The 17,354-nt window shown below is 35.2% G+C and carries 17 protein-coding genes and 4 tRNA genes; 11 read left to right on the forward strand and 10 right to left on the reverse strand.

What is annotated here, in order from left to right; translation table 11 throughout:
• Window positions 1-702 precede the first annotated feature (702 nt).
• The 8 genes from P2W75_RS18970 (at window position 703) to P2W75_RS19005 (ending at window position 4,019) form a co-directional block, all read left to right on the forward strand.
• Window positions 703-776, forward strand: a tRNA-Arg gene (locus tag P2W75_RS18970).
• A gap of 20 nt (window positions 777-796) precedes the next feature.
• A tRNA-Asp gene (locus tag P2W75_RS18975) sits at window positions 797-869 on the forward strand.
• 121 nt (window positions 870-990) lie between these two features.
• A tRNA-Ile gene (locus P2W75_RS18980) sits at window positions 991-1,062 on the forward strand.
• An 84-nt stretch (window positions 1,063-1,146) separates the two neighbouring features.
• Window positions 1,147-1,219 (forward strand) — tRNA-Leu (locus P2W75_RS18985).
• Window positions 1,220-1,376: 157 nt separating this feature from the next.
• Window positions 1,377-1,946 carry a DUF5565 family protein gene (locus tag P2W75_RS18990; protein ID WP_276381675.1) on the forward strand — a complete coding sequence of 190 codons (570 nt, stop codon included), beginning with the start codon at window positions 1,377-1,379 and terminating at the stop codon, window positions 1,944-1,946.
• Window positions 1,947-1,978: 32 nt separating this feature from the next.
• On the forward strand, window positions 1,979-2,764 hold the full coding sequence (locus tag P2W75_RS18995) for a hypothetical protein (RefSeq protein ID WP_276381676.1): 786 nt from the start codon (window positions 1,979-1,981) through the stop codon (window positions 2,762-2,764).
• A 121-nt stretch (window positions 2,765-2,885) separates the two neighbouring features.
• Complete coding sequence (locus tag P2W75_RS19000) at window positions 2,886-3,446, forward strand: metallophosphoesterase (RefSeq protein WP_276381677.1); 561 nt, start codon at window positions 2,886-2,888, stop codon at window positions 3,444-3,446.
• 27 nt (window positions 3,447-3,473) lie between these two features.
• Window positions 3,474-4,019, forward strand: a complete 546-nt coding sequence (locus P2W75_RS19005; protein ID WP_207295278.1) for a 3'-5' exonuclease — start codon at window positions 3,474-3,476, stop codon at window positions 4,017-4,019.
• Between the two features lie 164 nt (window positions 4,020-4,183).
• Here the strand turns inward: P2W75_RS19005 and P2W75_RS19010 are convergent, their stop codons facing one another.
• The 10 genes from P2W75_RS19010 to P2W75_RS19055 form a co-directional block, all read right to left on the reverse strand.
• Complete coding sequence (locus P2W75_RS19010) at window positions 4,184-5,962, reverse strand: long-chain fatty acid--CoA ligase (protein ID WP_276381678.1); 1,779 nt, start codon at window positions 5,960-5,962, stop codon at window positions 4,184-4,186.
• Window positions 5,963-6,138: 176 nt separating this feature from the next.
• Complete coding sequence (locus tag P2W75_RS19015) at window positions 6,139-6,570, reverse strand: hypothetical protein (RefSeq protein WP_207295280.1); 432 nt, start codon at window positions 6,568-6,570, stop codon at window positions 6,139-6,141.
• A gap of 261 nt (window positions 6,571-6,831) precedes the next feature.
• The gene (locus tag P2W75_RS19020) at window positions 6,832-7,545 is read right to left on the reverse strand and encodes a sulfite exporter TauE/SafE family protein (protein ID WP_276381679.1); all 714 of its coding nucleotides are present in this window, start codon (window positions 7,543-7,545) and stop codon (window positions 6,832-6,834) included.
• A gap of 4 nt (window positions 7,546-7,549) precedes the next feature.
• Window positions 7,550-8,626 (reverse strand): hydrogenase formation protein HypD, encoded by a 1,077-nt coding sequence (gene hypD, locus P2W75_RS19025; protein WP_276381680.1) that lies wholly within the window; start codon window positions 8,624-8,626, stop codon window positions 7,550-7,552.
• Window position 8,627: 1 nt separating this feature from the next.
• Complete coding sequence (locus P2W75_RS19030) at window positions 8,628-9,254, reverse strand: FKBP-type peptidyl-prolyl cis-trans isomerase (RefSeq protein ID WP_276381681.1); 627 nt, start codon at window positions 9,252-9,254, stop codon at window positions 8,628-8,630.
• Between the two features lie 3 nt (window positions 9,255-9,257).
• Window positions 9,258-11,534, reverse strand: a complete 2,277-nt coding sequence (hypF, locus tag P2W75_RS19035; protein WP_276381682.1) for a carbamoyltransferase HypF — start codon at window positions 11,532-11,534, stop codon at window positions 9,258-9,260.
• A gap of 11 nt (window positions 11,535-11,545) precedes the next feature.
• Complete coding sequence (locus P2W75_RS19040; protein WP_276381683.1) at window positions 11,546-12,055, reverse strand: HyaD/HybD family hydrogenase maturation endopeptidase; 510 nt, start codon at window positions 12,053-12,055, stop codon at window positions 11,546-11,548.
• Between the two features lie 38 nt (window positions 12,056-12,093).
• Entirely contained in the window at window positions 12,094-12,834 is a 741-nt protein-coding gene (cybH, locus tag P2W75_RS19045) for a Ni/Fe-hydrogenase, b-type cytochrome subunit (protein ID WP_276381684.1), read from the reverse strand.
• A gap of 17 nt (window positions 12,835-12,851) precedes the next feature.
• Window positions 12,852-14,588 carry a nickel-dependent hydrogenase large subunit gene (locus P2W75_RS19050; protein WP_276381685.1) on the reverse strand — a complete coding sequence of 579 codons (1,737 nt, stop codon included), beginning with the start codon at window positions 14,586-14,588 and terminating at the stop codon, window positions 12,852-12,854.
• 17 nt (window positions 14,589-14,605) lie between these two features.
• A complete protein-coding gene (locus P2W75_RS19055; protein WP_207295288.1) occupies window positions 14,606-15,733 on the reverse strand; it encodes a hydrogenase small subunit in 1,128 nt (375 codons plus the stop codon).
• A 164-nt stretch (window positions 15,734-15,897) separates the two neighbouring features.
• Here P2W75_RS19055 and hypA point away from each other — a divergent pair, with 164 nt between their 5' ends.
• The 3 genes from hypA to P2W75_RS19070 are packed head-to-tail and all read left to right on the forward strand — an operon-like array spanning window position 15,898 to window position 17,353.
• The gene (gene hypA, locus P2W75_RS19060) at window positions 15,898-16,239 is read left to right on the forward strand and encodes a hydrogenase maturation nickel metallochaperone HypA (RefSeq protein ID WP_207295289.1); all 342 of its coding nucleotides are present in this window, start codon (window positions 15,898-15,900) and stop codon (window positions 16,237-16,239) included.
• Between the two features lie 8 nt (window positions 16,240-16,247).
• Entirely contained in the window at window positions 16,248-17,114 is an 867-nt protein-coding gene (gene hypB, locus P2W75_RS19065; RefSeq protein ID WP_276381686.1) for a hydrogenase nickel incorporation protein HypB, read from the forward strand.
• Window positions 17,115-17,116: 2 nt separating this feature from the next.
• Window positions 17,117-17,353, forward strand: a complete 237-nt coding sequence (locus P2W75_RS19070; protein ID WP_276381687.1) for a HypC/HybG/HupF family hydrogenase formation chaperone — start codon at window positions 17,117-17,119, stop codon at window positions 17,351-17,353.
• Window position 17,354: the final 1 nt, after the last annotated feature.

The raw sequence follows: 17,354 nt of genomic DNA on the forward strand, positions 1-17,354 counted from the left end.
TTTGTCCCGTAATTAAAAAACAGAGAAATACATATGACACTTTCAATAGCAAAATATTTTGACCACTTAGCAGGATCACTTCCGGCTGAAGTATCAGGATGCAATATGTATTTTTATGAAATCGAAATGTAAAATTTAGAGTCAAACTCATCATAAAATATAAAAAGCGTCTTGATTTCAAGGCGCTTTTTTTTGTTTAGGACAGTAAAAAGCAAAACAAAAAATGAGTAAAAACACTTTTATCAAAAATTATTTAAAAAATTATTGCAACAAATGTTTAATGAGTAGTCAAAATAGTGAAATACAATCTTAAGAAGTAATCCAATGAGAGACAGTCATTTGATACGATTAAGGAATCTGCACCAGTATGCGGACAGGAATTTCTATCTATTTACTTAAGATGTAACTAATTGATAATCAGTAAAATAATTTTAAAAATAATTTGGATAATTGATTTTTTCGACTTTATCTTTGCCGAAGAAAATCAGAACAAAGATTTCCAGATAAAAACGATTTCAAAATATAATACAGCATATAAAATGAATTTTGATTTAAAAATATACAGTGAAAGACTACTACAATCAAGACTAGATTTTGGATGTAACATAATACAGGTGCATGAATATGGACAATAGGATAGGTATATCTTATAAATCTTGAAGCACCTTTAATCGGGTGCTTTTTTTATGCCCAAAAATAAATGATTTTGTAGCTCAGTTGGATAGAGCGTCTGCCTTCTAAGCAGATGGCCGAAGGTTCGAATCCTTCCAGAATCACTCGTTCTCTAGAAGGAACTGGCTCATTGGGGTTACTGGCTAACCTTCCCGACTGTCTCTCGGGAGAAACGGGTTCGACTCCCGTATGAGCCGCTTTTTTTATAAATGCACTGATATGCTAAGTCGCTAAGGTACTAAGGCAAAGATGTAAAGTTTAAAAGGAAAAAAACTCAGACCCTCAGAATCTTAGTTCCTTAGAACCTTAAAAATAAAAATGAGAAGAGAACGATGGTCGTTCGTCCGCCTTATATGCGGGAGGCTGCAGGTTCGATTCCTGTTTCTCATTAAAAAAATATTTTGCCACAAAGACACAAAAACTCAAAGAGAATAAAAAACTTGACGCTTTAGCGTCTTTGTGGCAAATAAAAAAGCAGGAGTGGTGAAATGGTAAACACGGCTGATTTAGGATCAGTTTTTTGAGAGTTCGAATCTCTCCTTCTGTACAAAATTTTTCTTGCGAAGATGCAGAGAGAAATTAAAAATTAAGAATTAAAAATTAAAGCTTAGCGAATCTGAGAGAGTTAGACAATGTATAGAAAAGTATACAAGAAAAAACTTAGAGTCTTATCGCCTTAGCAGCAAAAAAAACAAAGAAATAACATGAAAAAGATAAGTACATTATTTGCTAAAAACCCTGCCGATTTAGGAAGGGTAATTAATAAAATCAATATAGAAAACCATTGGGTTTTTAATGGAGAAGCCATTGCAGCCAGAAAATTTGACGGTACATCAGCAGCTATCATTAGTGGCGAAATATTTAAAAGATTCGATGCTAAAAAAGGAAGAACAATTCCAGATGGTGCAATTCCGTGTCAGGAAGCAGATCCAATTTCAGGACATCACCCGCACTGGTTAAAATGCGACCGATCAAAGTCTGAAGACAAACATTTCTTCGAAGCTTTCGACCGTTTAGAAAACAAAACAGACGGAACTTACGAATTATGCGGACCCAAAGTACAAGGAAATCCTGAAAAGTTTGAGAAACATACTTTGGTAAAACATGGTAGTGAAATCCTTGATTTTGTAAATCTTGATTTCGATGATTTGAAAAACTTCTTATTAGAAAATGATATTGAAGGTATTGTTTTCCACCACATTTCAGATGGAAGAATGTGCAAATTAAGAAAAACAGATTTTGGAATTAAACGCTTAAAACTCGAAGCAGTGTAGAAATAAAACAAGTAACATTAAAATTTAAAACGATGAAACAAAAATACAACCGAATTGCCCTTGTGGGAATTGAACAGGAAGAATATGATAGTATAAAAGCCCAATATCATGGACATATTATCTGGCACCAATCTATACCAAAAATTGTGGTAAAAGATGAGGTTTTGTATATGGAAAAATCGAACGGAATTGGAATGTTACCTGTAGATAAAGTTGTCTATTACGGAATTTACGATAATGATTTTGATTTTATTTCAGGTCTTGCGATCTGGAAAGGAGATTGTTATCCAAATCCGGCTGCGATGCTCGAATGCCGATTTAAGATTCCTTGTCTCATAAAAGCGTTATCTCTTTCGAGATTCGGCGCACCGAGAGGTTTTGTAAGCGCTGGAGCTTTTGTAAATACTACAAATGATACAGTTGCAAAATGGGGTAACTGGCATTGCGGTGAAAATAAACACCGTTTTACCGGAGAATGGGAAAGTGAGTTTACCGCTACCATTGAACCGTATTATGAAGGTGAGGCCGTTCGTATTATGATGATAGGCGATACCTATTGGCAGATTAAACTGGAAGGTGATGACTGGCTGAAATCGATTCATCCTGACAATGCTGGTTTTATGCCTGTCGATGATGATTTGCTTGCCGACACACTTAATATCAAAGAAGCTTTAAAAATGGACATGATTGGAAATGATTATATCGTGGCCAAAGACGGTTCGAAATATTTACTTGAAGTAAATCATATTCCGAATATTACTCGATTTGAAGAAGTCAGACAAGTTTATTTATCGACTGTTATCGAATGGATTAATTAATTTTTTTTACGCTGCGCAGAATAATTGCGCAGTGTAATTTGAATATTTGACAAATCAAATTAAAAAGAATGAAAAAAGAGAAATCATTGCGAATGGTTTCCATTTTAAAAATTAAAAAACAATGAATCAAAATATATTTTTTACGTCTGATCATCACTTTGGTCACACGAATATAATCAGGTTTAGTGAGCGCCCGTTTGCCTCGGTAGAAGAAATGGATGCGGAACTCATTAAACGATGGAATGAAAAGGTAAGTCCGCGGGATATTGTCTATCACTTGGGCGATATTTCTTTGGCAAGACCAGAACGAACAAAAGAAATTTTAGATCAATTAAATGGTTCTATTTTTCTTATAAAGGGCAATCACGATAAATCGGCATTGAGTTATGCAAAACGATTTGAATGGATCAAAGATTACTACGAATTAAGTGTCGCTGATGAAGATGCACCAAACGGCAGACAAAAGATAATCCTATTTCACTACGCAATGAAAGTATGGAGAAGTTCTTTTAGAGGTACATGGCACTTATACGGTCACTCTCACGGACATTTGTTCGATGATGAAACGATGCGATCTTTTGATGTTGGCGTAGACTGCCATAATTATGAACCGCTTTCTTATGATGAGGTAAAAACCCGCATTTTAGCGAAAGATTGGAAAGCTCCTTTTGGAGACAGATAATTATAAATTTTTTAAAAATTAGAAAAAATGAAAACTACAGATAAAATTATTATTATCGATTTAGAAGCCACATGTTGGCAAGGTCCCGTCCCGAAAGGCCAGCAAAATGAAATTATTGAAATTGGTCTGGCTTTACTAGATACAGAAACAGGCCAGATTTCTAAAAATAAAGGCATATTAGTAAAACCACAACGCTCTAGCGTAAGTTCGTTTTGTACAGAACTAACAACCATTACCCAAGATTTACTGGATAAAAACGGAGTATTTTTTGAAGATGCCATCAATCAGCTTATTGATGATTACAATCCGGATTTGTACACTTGGGCAAGTTACGGTCAGTACGATTTGAATATGCTGAAAAACCAATGTAAATCATTTGGTGTTCCCTATCCAATGGCAGAAGATCATATCAACGTAAAAGAACATTTTGCTGAAAAGTTTGGTCTTAACAGGCAGACGGGTATGAACGGTGCTTTGCAAATGTTGAATATTCCATTAGAAGGAACACACCATAGAGGTATTGACGATGCCAAAAACATCGCTAAAATTTTGAATTGGTGCCTGAAAAATTAGATTTTAATTTGTTAATCGCAGTTATCAAAAGGGATAGTTGATATCTGCACAAGGAAACTGCATATCTTCGTATTTGCAGTTTCTGTTTTTAGATGAATTATCAAAATATTAAAAAGGCTGTCTTTATAAGACAGCCTTTCCCTTGGTTAAATTATTTTGATTTATTAATTGTTTCCGTAGATTTTAGCGTAAAGATCTTTATAGGTCTCTTTAATAATTTTTCTTTTTAATTTTAAAGTAGGAGTAAGCTGTCCACCATCGATTGACCAAACATCTGGAGTTAACTCAAAACGTTTAATTTGTTCCCAGTGACCAAATTTTTTATTGATACTTTCTACTTCTTCGTCAATTCTTTTAATGACATCTGGATTTGAAGCGATTTCAGCGTCAGTACTTCCTAAAGTAACTTTGTGGATTTTAGCCCATTCTTTTACAAACTCAAAATTTGGCTGAATAAAAGCAGCTGGCATTTTTTCGCCTTCACCAATAACCATAATCTGTTCAATAAAACGAGATTGTTTCATCGCATTTTCAATCATCTGCGGAGCAATATATTTTCCTCCTGATGTTTTGAACATTTCTTTTTTACGGTCGGTGATTTTTAAGAAACCTTCACTGTCAATTTCTCCAATATCTCCCGTATGGAAATAACCGTCTTGTAAAGCTTCAGCTGTTTTTTCAGGATCGTTATAATATCCTAACATTACGTTTGGTCCTTTACAAAGAATTTCTCCATCTTCAGCAATTTTCACTTCAAGATTACGGATTGGTTTTCCAACAGTTCCAATTTTAAAACCTTTATTTCTTTGATCGTTTACCGCAATTACAGGAGAAGTTTCTGTTAAACCATAACCTTCCATAACCGGAATTTCTGCTGCAGCAAAAACTCTAGACAAACGAGGCTGTAAAGCGGCACTTCCAGAAACCATTAAATCTAATTTTCCTCCCAAACCTTCTTTCCATTTACTGAAAATTAGTTTGCGGGCAATTTTTAATTGAAACTCATACCAGAAACCGTTTGCTCCGTATGGCTCGTATTTTAAACCTAAATCAATAGCCCAGAAAAACAGCTTTTTCTTGATACCAGTTAATTCGGCTCCTTTGGCATAAATTTTATCGTATACTTTTTCAAGAAGTCTAGGAACAGCTGTAATAACTGTTGGCTGTACTTCTTTTAAATTGTCGCTGATTTTGTCGATCGATTCTCCAAAATAAACCGAAACACCATAATATTGATAGATGTATAGAATCATTCTTTCAAAGATATGGCAGATAGGAAGGAAGCTCAATGCAGTACTGTTTCCCGCATCAAATGGAATTCTAGGTGCGCTGTCTAAAACATTCGAAACAATGTTTTGGTGTGAAAGCATAACACCTTTAGGCCTTCCTGTAGTTCCAGAAGTATAAATAATCGTTGCCAGATCATTTGTATGAATACTTTCTTTTCTAGCTTCAACTTCATTTTGGTTGCTTTTGTCTGCTCCCAAATTCAGTAATTCTGACCAGTGTTTACAGCCCGAAATTTCATTAAAAGAATATACCTCTTTTAATGTTGGCACATTCGCTTTAATAGCATTTACTTTCTGAAGTACTTCTTCATCAGAAACAAAACAGTAAATACTGCCGCTGTGGTTTAATATATATTCGTAGTCTTCTTCAGCAATTGTTGGGTAAATAGGAACATTTTGAGCTCCTGTCTGCAAAATTCCAATATCCATTACATTCCATTCCGTGCGGTTGTTGGAAGAGATCAAAGCAATTTTGTCATCTTTCTGAACTCCCATACGCAATAATGCTCTTGAAATAGCATTAGCTTTTGCAATATATTCCTGGCTAGATGTTTTTTCCCAGACTCCGTTTTTTTTTGTTGCTAAAGCAACTGGAAGGTTGTAAGTTTCTTGTTGATAATAGGGAAAATCAAAAAGTCGAGTGATTGAAATCATGTTTAATATATTGAATTATATTGCAAATTAAATAAAAATTGGGAATGATTTTTAGTTTTCTAAAATTAAATAGGAAATTTTATGACAACTATTAAAATTTTACGAAAACGTTTTCTTTTTAGTAGAAATTCTTCCAAAAACCAATAAATATTTAATTTGAAGCCTGCTTATGACTGTTATTGTACGTTGTAATCTTCGTATTCTTTTACTCTTTCGCCCATTAAAAACATTTTTTTCTTAGCAAAATGAATGGAGAATTGAGAGTAAAACCATTCATTGCTGTCATTTGGTCTGTACCAAAATGTATAGGATTTACTATTGAAGCCTTCTTTAAAAATAGGAGTTCCTTCTTCAGTACACTCAATTCCCCAGTTGATTTTCTGTTTGCTCAAATCATCGGCTTGAATGGAACCTGTTCCATCAGGATTTAAAACGGTAATAGGCTGTTTCATGCCAATTGGGGCATAAGTTCCCTGAACAGGATAACCAATAGTTGTAGTGATGTAGCGTTCTTTAGAATTGTGGGTAATTTGATCTACTTGTACTTGAGAATAGGATTGAAAGGAAATAAAGAATACTGTTGCCGCTAATAATTGTAAAAATTTCATCTATGTAGGATTAAGTGGTTTTGTGACTGAAAAAATCGGTTGGGGTGATTTCTTTCAGCGAATATAATTCAATTTTTCAATAGAATTATAAAGTGCCTTAATATACTAGTAAATTAAATTTAGGGTAAGTTAACAGTCTTAAGAAAACGAGTAGAGAAAAAGGTATTTTTTAACATTAAAAACAGGAAAAAGCAAATTAGATTGAACTTAGAAGACTAATAATCTACACTTTGACATCTAGTCATTTTTAAAATATGATTTTCAAAATAAGTTGCTGTATATAATTTTGAATCCGAATAAAATGCAGATTACAGAAGAAATTACGATTAACGAATATTGAAGTTTTTTAGACCCCAAAACATTTTTTGTAAAAGGAATGCTGAAAAGCCCAGCAGCAGCAAACATTCCTAAAATAGAACCAATTCCAAAAATTAAAATATATACTAATCCTTCTAATGGTGTTTTCATTTGAGAGATAACGAGTATAACCAAAGATCCGCTGCCTGCCAATCCGTGAACTAATCCTACCCAAAATGCCGTCTTATAATTGGCAGTTTCAGAGTGATTATGCGGGAAGATATCTATAGGGTGAGAGTGGGTGTAGGTGTGAGCGTGCATATGAGTATGGGTAACACCATTGCTATGCGTATGCTGATGGCTGTGGTAATAAGTATGAGAATGTTTTTTCTTGTAAAATAATTTTGCCATACGATAAACTCCAAGAAAAACAAGCATTATACCCACCACAGCTTCGAGATAGCTAAAAATATTTTCGCTAATCGAAATTTTAAAACCAATCATAAGTATGCCCACAATAAATATGGTTGAAGTATGGCCAACTCCCCAGGATATTCCATCTTTTAAGGCATCTTTGATCTTGCTTCTATTGGTAACCAAATTATTTACTGCTAGCAAATGATCGGCCTCAAAGGCATGTTCTAGTCCGGCATAAATTGTAATTAAAAATCCAATCATAGTTTTACAAATAGTTGAAATATGCAGCACAAGCACCTTCAGAAGATACCATTGGCGCGCCTAAGGGATTAGAGGGCTTGCATTTTTTTCCAAATTCAGGACACTCATTGGGGCGTTTGTGTCCCGTTAAGATTTGTCCGGCAATACAGGATTGGTCTTCTTCTTTGTTTAAAGTTGCTATAGCAAATTTTTGGCTGGCATCATACATTTTATAGTCTTTTCTCATTACAAGTCCACTATTTTTAATTGCACCAATGCCTCGCCATTCTTGAGTTCCGATGGTAAAAACAGTGTTTACTACTTCTTTTGCTTTTATATTGCCTTCTTCCTTAACTAATCTTGTATATTGATTTTCTACTTCATATTTTCCTTTTTCTAGTTGAAGTACGGTATGGTAAATTGCTTGAACCATATCCGTAGGTTCAAATCCTGAAACTACGATTGGAATTTTGTATTTTTCGGCAATGGGATAATATTCTTCCAAACCAACAATAGTGCATACATGACCAGCTCCTAAAAAAGCATTTATGGTACAAAACTCATCAGATAAAATTGCTTCCATTGCGGGCGGAACCAAAACGTGAGAAACCAGTAAGCTAAAGTTGGTAAGACCTAATCGTTGCGCATAAATAACGGCCAAAGCATTGCTAGGCGCAGTCGTTTCGAAACCTACAGCAAAAAAAACGACTTCTTTGGACGGATTTTTCACGGCAATATTTACTGCTTCTAAAGGAGAATATAAAATACGAAGATCGCCGCCTTCGGCTTTGGCTTGCAACAAACTTTTTGACGATCCAGGAACACGAATCATATCTCCAAACGAACACATTATGACACCTTTCTTCATTAGCTCAATAGCTTTGTCGATTAATGAAATAGGAGTTACGCAAACAGGACAGCCAGGCCCGTGAATCATTCTGATATTTTTTGGCAGTAAATCCAATAATCCGTTTTTGACCAATGAATGGGTTTGTCCGCCACAAATTTCCATGATATTCCATGGTTTGGTCGTGATTTTATGAATTTCACTTATATAATGGTTGACCAATTCTGGATTACGATATTCAGACATGTATTTCATTTTAAACAATATTTAAGAGTTCAATAATAAATATCAAAGTAGAGTTGGGCTGAATCATTGGTGGCGCGCCTATGTGAGAATAAGCTAAGTCATGCGGAATATATATTTTCCAGCGAGAGCCTTCGGGCATTAATTGCAGTGCTTCCTGCCAGCCTTTTAAAGTTTGTGCAACCTGCATTTTTTGAGGTCCAGTTTCTTTTGTAGAATCAAAAACATTTTTATTAAGCAGAGAACCTTCGTATACAACATTTACGGTATCTGTAATTTTAGGCAACTTCCCGTTTCCTTCTACCAAAACTTCGTATTGCAAACCAGAAGGAAGTGTTACAATGCCTTCTTTTTTAGCATTTTTTTCTAAAAAAGCTTTTCCAATTTCGGCATTTTTTACTTTTAGTTCTTCCTGCAAAAGAGCAACGTAATTATTGAAGATTTCGATTGAACGTTTAGGAGAAATTTTTTCAGAAGTCTTTTCGAAAACAGACTTCATACCATCTGTAAAATCTTCGTACATTATTTCTTCAAATCCAATATCTTTTAAGCTTAATGCCATAACAACACCAGCAGAATAAGAGATTTTGTCTTTTTCTTCTGTTTTTCCTATATGTCCTAATAATTCAAGAATGTCCATAAATTATTTTTTAAAATGTAAATAATGATTAAGCTGACCAAACGAAATGTTTTCATCGTTGGGCGAAAGCATTTTGTGAAAATGTAATTTGTATTTTGTTTGCAAATGATCTTTTATGAGATCGATAAGAACGGCATTCTGAAAAACGCCACCGCTAAAAGCGATTTCTTTTGATTTGGAAAAAAAGGCAATCTTCTCAACGCATTTTACCAATGTGTAATGGAAATTTAAAGCAGCAATTTCTAGATTGGCATTTCTTTTTACTGCTTTGACCAGATTTAATAAAAGTTTTTTTGTCGGAATCGTATTGGTTATTTTTTCGTTTTGCAGATAGTCTTTCAATTTTACATTAGAGCTGTTGTAAGCTTTTTGAGCAAGATTTTCTAAATACATACCTGCTTCGCCTTCAAATAAAATAGGACTTTTAAACCCTAGTGTAAAGGCTGCCGCATCAATCAATCGTCCCACAGAAGAAGTTCTGATCGAACTGTCTTTGATATACTTGGAGTAAATTTTGATTTCGTTTTTGTCGCAGTATTGCTGAAAATATTTGTGATTACTACTGATTGAAAGTGCAGCGATTTTAGGATTTTTAGACATTTGATCGCCTAAAACCCATTTAAAATACTCTAAATGTCCAAGCCTTTCTATTGGTTTATTAATGCTGTATGCAAAAAAATCTCCACCCCAAATCTCTGTGTCATTGCCAAACCCCATTCCGTCCCAGATAACACCTAAGATTTTTGATTTTTTCCATAGTTTCTTTTCACTTAAAATGGCCGCAAAATGCGCTTCATGATGCTGAATTTTAAAGGTTTTTACTGTATTATTCTGGGTGGTGAAATCAATAATTTTTTTGGCGTTTTCGTAATCGGGATGACTGTCATAAATAATGGTTTTGGGAATGAATCCGAAAAAATCCTGATAACGGCTTATTTTTTTATCAAATCGGTTATAAGTATCGTAATTGGATAAATCGCCAATATATTCGCTCGTGTAAATTTGTTCGTTTGGTGCAATAGTGATCGTATTTTTTAAATCGGCACCTAAACAAAGCAATTGTTCTGATTTGGGAGCAGAAAAAGATAAATCAAGATTTGGGGCAAATCCTCGCGCGCGGCGCAGTATAATTTTTTGTTTGTGCTTTCTTGAAAATTTAATGACAGAATCATCCTGCGAATGTTGAATGTCTAAAGTATGATGCAGATAAAAATCAGCCACAAAGCGTAACGTTTCCATTACTTCATCTTGATCTGTACATATGGTTGATCCGTTAAAATTGCCGCTGGTTGCTACAAGCGGTTTTTGGAACAGATTTGAAATTAAATGCAAAATACCTGAATTGGGCAGCATGGCACCAATTGAATTCAGGCTTGGTGCGATTTGCTGTACCGCCAGATTGGCTTGATTTTTTAAAGGTAAAATGACAATTGGCGCTTGAACAGAGCTGATTGCTTTTTTTTCTGTTTTGTTGCAGAATAAAAAATTGTCAATTTGATCCAAATCTGTAAATAAGACTGCAAATGGTTTTGTGAGACGTTTTTTTCTGTTTCGCAATTCCTGAACAGCTTCTGGATTTGTTGCATCACATAAAAGCAGATAACCGCTCGTGTTTTTTACCGCAACTATTTTTCCGTTGTTTAGTTTCTCCGAAACGGCTTCGAAGATTTCCTTGTTTGTTCCAGAAATAACTGCTCCTGAGTTATCTGTAAATAAAATTTTTACTCCGCAATCCGGACATGAATTGGTTTGAGAATGAAAGCGTATATCTTTTGGATTATGATATTCTTCAAGACAATTTTCGCACATCTCAAATTCTTTTAAACTTGTATTTTCTCTTTCAAAAGGAAATTTGTGTGCAATTGCATATCGAGGCCCGCATGAAGTACAGCTTATAAAGGGATAGTAGTAGCGATTGTTTTCGGGATCGAGAACTTCTTCTTTGCAATTTTTACATATCGCAAAATCAGCAGTAAGCTGCGAATTGATAGAAATGTTTTTGTCGGTGGGTTTTATAATAAAATCAGGATACTCTTCCTCAATTAAAATTTCCGAAATTTTGATATTGCTTATTTGGGCATTTTTAGGATGTTTCTTTTTAAGCTCTTTATAAAAATCAGCTATAATTTCCTTTTTGTTCTGTACTATTATAATTACTCCAGATTCAGTATTGGAAACATAACCCTTTAAATCGTAGTTAAGAGCTAAATTGTATATAAAAGGTCTAAAACCAACGCCTTGCACAACGCCAGAAATTGTTATTTGAAATGTTGGAATCAAGAAAAAAGGAATTATATATTTTTAAAATTTTCAATCTGAGAAATGATTTTTGCGGTGACTTTTTGTATCGCTTTGTTTACTTTTGGCGAAAGATTTAGAGACATTGGCTCCATTTTTAATATTGTAATGGTGTACAGATAGATTTCGGGCATGGCGTTGAGCATCGATAAAATATCAACCATGTCTTTCAGTCCAAAATTATGGCCACTTAAAGATGGAGGAAAATCTTGCGTAAAACGTGGTTTTAAAAGCGTAACTGTTCCTTCTGGTTTGCCATCCATAGTGGCGTCTACAATAATTACTTTTTTATGATTTTCGATATACGGAATTAAAGTAAAACCTCCAGTTCCTCCATCAATAAAGGAAATATTTTCAGGAAATTGGGTTTTGTCTATTCTATTTATAAAATGTACGCCAACACCTTCGTCGCCCATTAAATAATTGCCAATTCCGAGCACTAAAATTTCATTTCCGTCGGTATGAAACTCATCTGTTTTTTTCGCAATAATTTCTTCTTGCATATCATTTTATTTTCGAAACCTATTAAACAATTTACTTGCTATTGCTGCTGTACTATTTGATCCTGTTTCTCTAGATTCTCGTCTTTTTTAATTCTTTCTGTTCGTACAAACTTATAACCGCTTACCATGGCCGATGTTTCGCCTAATCCTTCCAGCCAATCATGAAAGAAGACCAAGTAAATATGAACAATGGCAAACAAAATAAAAGTCCAAGTGGTAAAATGATGAATCGTTCTAACATTAAAATCACCTCCAACAAAATTGGTTACCCAAGCAAACATTTTAGGAAAAAACCATGTTGAAGTAGGAGCATACATCGCAAATCCTGTAGCAATCATGATAAGTGCCATAAAAAACATTATTAAATAAGAAGCTGCTGCCACACTATTGTGACCAACAGCTCCTGTTGGCGAACCATTTGTATTTTCGTTTTGTAGAAAAATATCATATTTAATAACATGCCACATTCGTTTGAAACCTTCCTTTTTGAAAGGAAAAAACACGCGCCAGTTGGCATATTTATTTCCTTTGAAAGCAAAATAAACTCTCAAAATCATGACAGCTGTTAACAAATAAGCACACCCAAAATGGATTTCTCGAATGTATCCAAACCAAAACTGATTTGTTGCTTCTTTTGTCGAAATGATGCCAGGCGGATGGCCGATCATAAAACCTGTTGCAACCAGTCCTGTAATAGCCCAAGCATTAACCCAATGAAAAATGCGTATTGGCAGCTGCCATATATAAGCCCTTTTATAATCGTTAGTTTTTGTTGGCATGTTGTACAATTTTTAAATTAGACGGTACAGATAGAGATGTCGTTTACTTCTTTGATAATACTGCCATTTTCATCGTATAAATGCACTGCGCAAGCAATACATGGATCGAATGAATGTATTGTTCTAATGATTTCTAAAGGAAGTTCAGGATCTGCGACAGGAGTATTTAATAAACTGCTTTCGTAAGGCGAACGCTGTCCTTTAGGATCTCGAGGTGAAGCATTCCAAGTAGAAGGAACCACCTGCTGATAATTGGCAACTTTGGCATCTTTTATTACAATCCAATGGCTTAATGCTCCTCTGGGTGCTTCTACTAGTCCTACACCTTGTGCTTCTTTTGGCCAAGTTGAAGTTTCCCATTTTTCCATATTGGCCATTTTGGTATCTCCTTTTTTAATATTTTCAATTAATTGGTCAAAGAATTCCAGATTCCAGCCTGCTACTAATTTTGATTCTAAAGCTCTTGCTGCAGTTCTGCCTAAAGTAGAAAATAAAGCTTCGGCAGGAATTTGCAGTTTTGACAATGCCGAATCTATGGTATCTTTAAATTCTTCTCTTCCAGAGGCATATCCTACGAGCATTCGCGCAAGCGGACCAGCCTCCATAGCATGGCCTTTCCATCTAGGTGTTTTAATGAAACTGTATTTTTCATCCACATTCAAATGAGTATACGGCGGTTTTGGACCTGTATAATTTATTTTGGTTTCTCCGCTCCAAGGCTGTCTTCCGGTATTGCCGTCTCCTTCATAATCATACCAAGAATTGTTTACATACTCTTCAACTGTTTTTAAGTCTCGTAAATCCAGATCGAGAACTTTTGTTAAGTCTTTATTCAATATAACCCCAGATGGAAATTTGAAGGTATTGTTATTGGTGTTGTTGTACCCTTGAGTTGGAAAATCGCCAAAAGTCATGAAGTTATGAAAACCTCCAATTGCGCCCCAGTCTTTGTAAAAACTCGCTATGGTCATAACATCTGGAAGATAAACCTGTTCTACAAATCGTTTTCCTTCTTCTAGCAGCTGTCTTACAAAAGCTAATCTTTCAGCATTTAAACCACTGGCATCATCAAGATTGATGGAACAAGCCATTCCTCCAACAAGAAAATTAGGATGCGGATTTTTACCGCCAAAAATGGCATGCACTTTTACAATTTCTTTTTGCCATTCTAAAGCTTCCAAGTAATGTGCCGTGGCCATTAAATTGGCTTCAGGAGGCAGTTTCATTTGAGGGTGTCCCCAATATCCATTTGCAAAAATTCCTAATTGACCGCTTGCTACAAACTTTTTTAATCTTTTCTGTAAGTCAGAAAAATAACCTGGCGAACTTTTTGGCCAATTGGATATAGATTGTGCCAATTGAGATGTTTTTACCGGATCTGCATTTAAACCGCTCAATACATCGACCCAATCAAAAGCATGCAAATGATAAAAATGAACTACGTGATCGTGCAGGTATAGCGAACCTAACATAATGTTTCTAACAATTTCAGCATTGGGCGGTACAACAATTCCAAGTGCATCTTCAACAGATCGTACAGATGCTGTAGCGTGTGTTGAAGTACAAACACCACAAGTTCTTTGCACAAATGCCCATACATCTTTTGGGTTTCTGTCCTTTACAATATTTTCTAAACCTCTCACCATTGTAGAAGACAAAAACGCTTCTTTTATCGTACCATCAGAAATTTCTACTTCGGCTCTAAGATGCCCTTCAATTCTGGTAATTGGATCTACAACTATTCTCTCTGCCATGTTTGTTTTTATTTAGATTATAAATCCTCTAAGTGTTTTTCGTTTTCAGTTCCCTGATTGATTCTTTGTGTAAGCTCTTTTCTTTTGGATACATTAGAAAGTATAGCATGAACTCCGATGCCTGCAGCAACACTTCCTAAAGCAATTTTTCCTAAGGTATCAGCATTGGCTTCAATATTTCCTGGATTTACAGCTGTATCTCTAGAATAAAAACTTCCTGCATCCCAAAAATCCTTCGCGCTACAGCCTATGCACCCGTGACCAGACTGAATAGGATAACTTACGCCGCCGTTCCATTTCATATTACCGCAAGCATTGTACGTACTTGGACCTTTACAGCCTACTTTATATAAGCAATATCCTTTTTTAGCATTTTCGTCATCAAAATTTTCTGCAAATAATCCCGCATCAAAATAAGGTCTGCGGTAACAGCTGTCATGAACCCTTTTGGAGTAAAAGGCTTTCGGACGTCCAGAACTGTCTAATTCAGGCAGTTTTCCAAAGGCCACTACATGAACAATAATTCCAGCCATTACTTCACCGATAGGCGGACAGCCCGGAACGTTTATAATAGGTTTGTCGGTTATAATTTTATGAATTGGCACAGCACCAGTCGGATTTGGTTTTGCAGCCTGCACACAACCAGATGTAGCACAGCTTCCCCAAGCAATAATGGCTTTTGCTCCCGCTGCCGCTTCTTTTAGAATATCAACAGCGCTTCTACCTCCAATGCAACAGTAATTTCCATCGGCACCCATTGGCACAGAACCTTCAACACAAAGAATATATTCTCCTTTGTATTTGTCCATCGTTGCCTTTTTGGCAGCTTCGGCCTGATGTCCAGATGCCGCCATTAAAGTCAAAGTATAGTCTAAAGAAATTTTATCGAGAATAATATCAGCAACAATAGGATGGTCAGAACGAATAAAAGATTCGCTGCAACAAGTACATTCCTGAAAATGTTCCCAAATCACAGGCAGACGCGGAGTGGTTTCGAGTGCTTTGGCAATTTGGCCAATTGCAGAACTCTGAACTCCCATATAGGCACCAATATAAGCTACAAACTTTAAGAAATCTCTCCTGCTGTAGCCTTGTCTTTCAATACTATTATAATAGGTTTCGTTTCCTTGTTTTTTTTCCTCCATTCTGATTCTGTTTTTAATTATCGATGAAAAAACTTTTAGTTGTTTTATTTAGGAATTTAAAATTATCTAAACCTTTACGGTAGGAATGTGATAAATATCAGTTTTTGAGATTTATTTTATGAATATCTTGCGAGATTGAAATATACTTTGAAAAGTAGATAATTATGCATGAGCTTTCGGTAGTTACGTCAATTGTAAAAATTGCAACACAAGAAGTAGATAAAATCAAGGGAACAAAAGCGCTTGAAATTTATCTTTCGATAGGGAAATTATCAGGGGTAGAAATGAGTTCTTTCCATTTTGTATGGCCACAATGCATTGATGGAACGGTTTTAAAGGATGCCGCATTATTTATTGAAGAACCAGAAGGAAAAGCAAAATGTGCTGAATGCGGTACAGAATTTCAAATTGAAAGGAGTTTTGATAATTGCCCCGAATGTAACAGCCCTTTTAAAGAAATTACCGCTGGAAAAGAATTAAAAATCAAGAAAATAATCATAAAATAAGTTGAGTTATGTGTACTACTTGCGGCTGCAGTTCTGATGAAAACGAGATTAGATTTACCAAAATTGGAAGCAAAAATTCCTATTCTCATTACCATTCGGGACATTTTCATCACCATCATGATCACGAAGACCATCATCATGAACACCATTACGATCATGACCATGAGCATGATAGCCATGACCATGAACATAATCATGATTATAAACACTCGCATTCTCACGAAATAAATGTAGTGCAGTTAGAAAAAGATATTTTGTATAAAAACCAGCTTACAGCAGAAAGAAACAGAGGCTTTTTTGAAGCACTGAATATTTTTTCAATTAATTTGGTAAGTTCTCCTGGTTCTGGAAAAACCTCTTTGCTGGAAAGAACCATTTCGGATCTGAAAGCCAAAATGGCATTTTCTGTGATAGAAGGAGATCAGCAGACGACAAATGATGCCGATCGAATTCATAAATTGAATGTTCCAGTGCTACAGATCAATACAGGAAAAGGATGCCATTTGGATAGTGAAATGATAGCAAAAGCAGTAAAAGAATTAAAACCCGTTCAAAACTCTGTTTTAATGATTGAAAATGTTGGGAATTTGGTTTGTCCAGCAATGTTTGACCTTGGAGAGTTGAAACGAATTGTTATTATATCAGTTACCGAAGGAGAAGATAAACCGCTTAAATATCCTGATATGTTTTCAGGATCTCAGGTCTGCATTATAAACAAAATAGATTTGCTGCCCTACCTAAAATTTGATTTAGAAAAATTAAAAGAATATGCCAAAAAGGTCAATCCGCATTTGATTTTCTTCGAACTTTCTGCAACGTCAGGCGAAGGACTTCAGGAGTGGTATGATTATTTGGCGCAATCTATAAAACAATAAATATGTGTTTAGCAGTTCCAGGCCGTTTAGAAAAAGTCACAGTAGAACTTGATGAAACTTTTAGAATAGGAAAAGTATCATTTGAAGGGATAATAAAAGAAGTCAATTTAGCCCTTGTACCAGAAGCCAAAGTAGGAGATTATTTGTTAGTGCATGTTGGTGCGGCCATCGGAATTATTGATGAAGCAGAAGCCAAGCGAACTATGGAGGTTCTAAAAGAAATGGGCGAACAAATTTAAG

It is taken from the genome of Flavobacterium sp. H4147 (genome assembly GCF_029360735.1).
Lineage (GTDB): Bacteria > Bacteroidota > Bacteroidia > Flavobacteriales > Flavobacteriaceae > Flavobacterium > Flavobacterium endoglycinae.

Bases quoted from the DNA above. Each gene is read 5' to 3' on its own strand.
- P2W75_RS18990 (WP_276381675.1), top strand. From the start codon at position 1,377: ATGAAAAAGATAAGTACATTATTTGCTAAAAACCCTGCCGATTTAGGA.
- P2W75_RS18995 (WP_276381676.1), top strand. From the start codon at position 1,979: ATGAAACAAAAATACAACCGAATTGCCCTTGTGGGAATTGAACAGGAA.
- P2W75_RS19000 (WP_276381677.1), top strand. From the start codon at position 2,886: ATGAATCAAAATATATTTTTTACGTCTGATCATCACTTTGGTCACACG.
- P2W75_RS19005 (WP_207295278.1), top strand. From the start codon at position 3,474: ATGAAAACTACAGATAAAATTATTATTATCGATTTAGAAGCCACATGT.
- P2W75_RS19010 (WP_276381678.1), bottom strand. From the start codon at position 5,962: ATGATTTCAATCACTCGACTTTTTGATTTTCCCTATTATCAACAAGAA.
- P2W75_RS19015 (WP_207295280.1), bottom strand. From the start codon at position 6,570: ATGAAATTTTTACAATTATTAGCGGCAACAGTATTCTTTATTTCCTTT.
- P2W75_RS19020 (WP_276381679.1), bottom strand. From the start codon at position 7,545: ATGATTGGATTTTTAATTACAATTTATGCCGGACTAGAACATGCCTTT.
- hypD (WP_276381680.1), bottom strand. From the start codon at position 8,626: ATGAAATACATGTCTGAATATCGTAATCCAGAATTGGTCAACCATTAT.
- P2W75_RS19030 (WP_276381681.1), bottom strand. From the start codon at position 9,254: ATGGACATTCTTGAATTATTAGGACATATAGGAAAAACAGAAGAAAAA.
- P2W75_RS19040 (WP_276381683.1), bottom strand. From the start codon at position 12,055: ATGCAAGAAGAAATTATTGCGAAAAAAACAGATGAGTTTCATACCGAC.
- cybH (WP_276381684.1), bottom strand. From the start codon at position 12,834: ATGCCAACAAAAACTAACGATTATAAAAGGGCTTATATATGGCAGCTG.
- P2W75_RS19050 (WP_276381685.1), bottom strand. From the start codon at position 14,588: ATGGCAGAGAGAATAGTTGTAGATCCAATTACCAGAATTGAAGGGCAT.
- P2W75_RS19055 (WP_207295288.1), bottom strand. From the start codon at position 15,733: ATGGAGGAAAAAAAACAAGGAAACGAAACCTATTATAATAGTATTGAA.
- hypA (WP_207295289.1), top strand. From the start codon at position 15,898: ATGCATGAGCTTTCGGTAGTTACGTCAATTGTAAAAATTGCAACACAA.
- hypB (WP_276381686.1), top strand. From the start codon at position 16,248: ATGTGTACTACTTGCGGCTGCAGTTCTGATGAAAACGAGATTAGATTT.
- P2W75_RS19070 (WP_276381687.1), top strand. From the start codon at position 17,117: ATGTGTTTAGCAGTTCCAGGCCGTTTAGAAAAAGTCACAGTAGAACTT.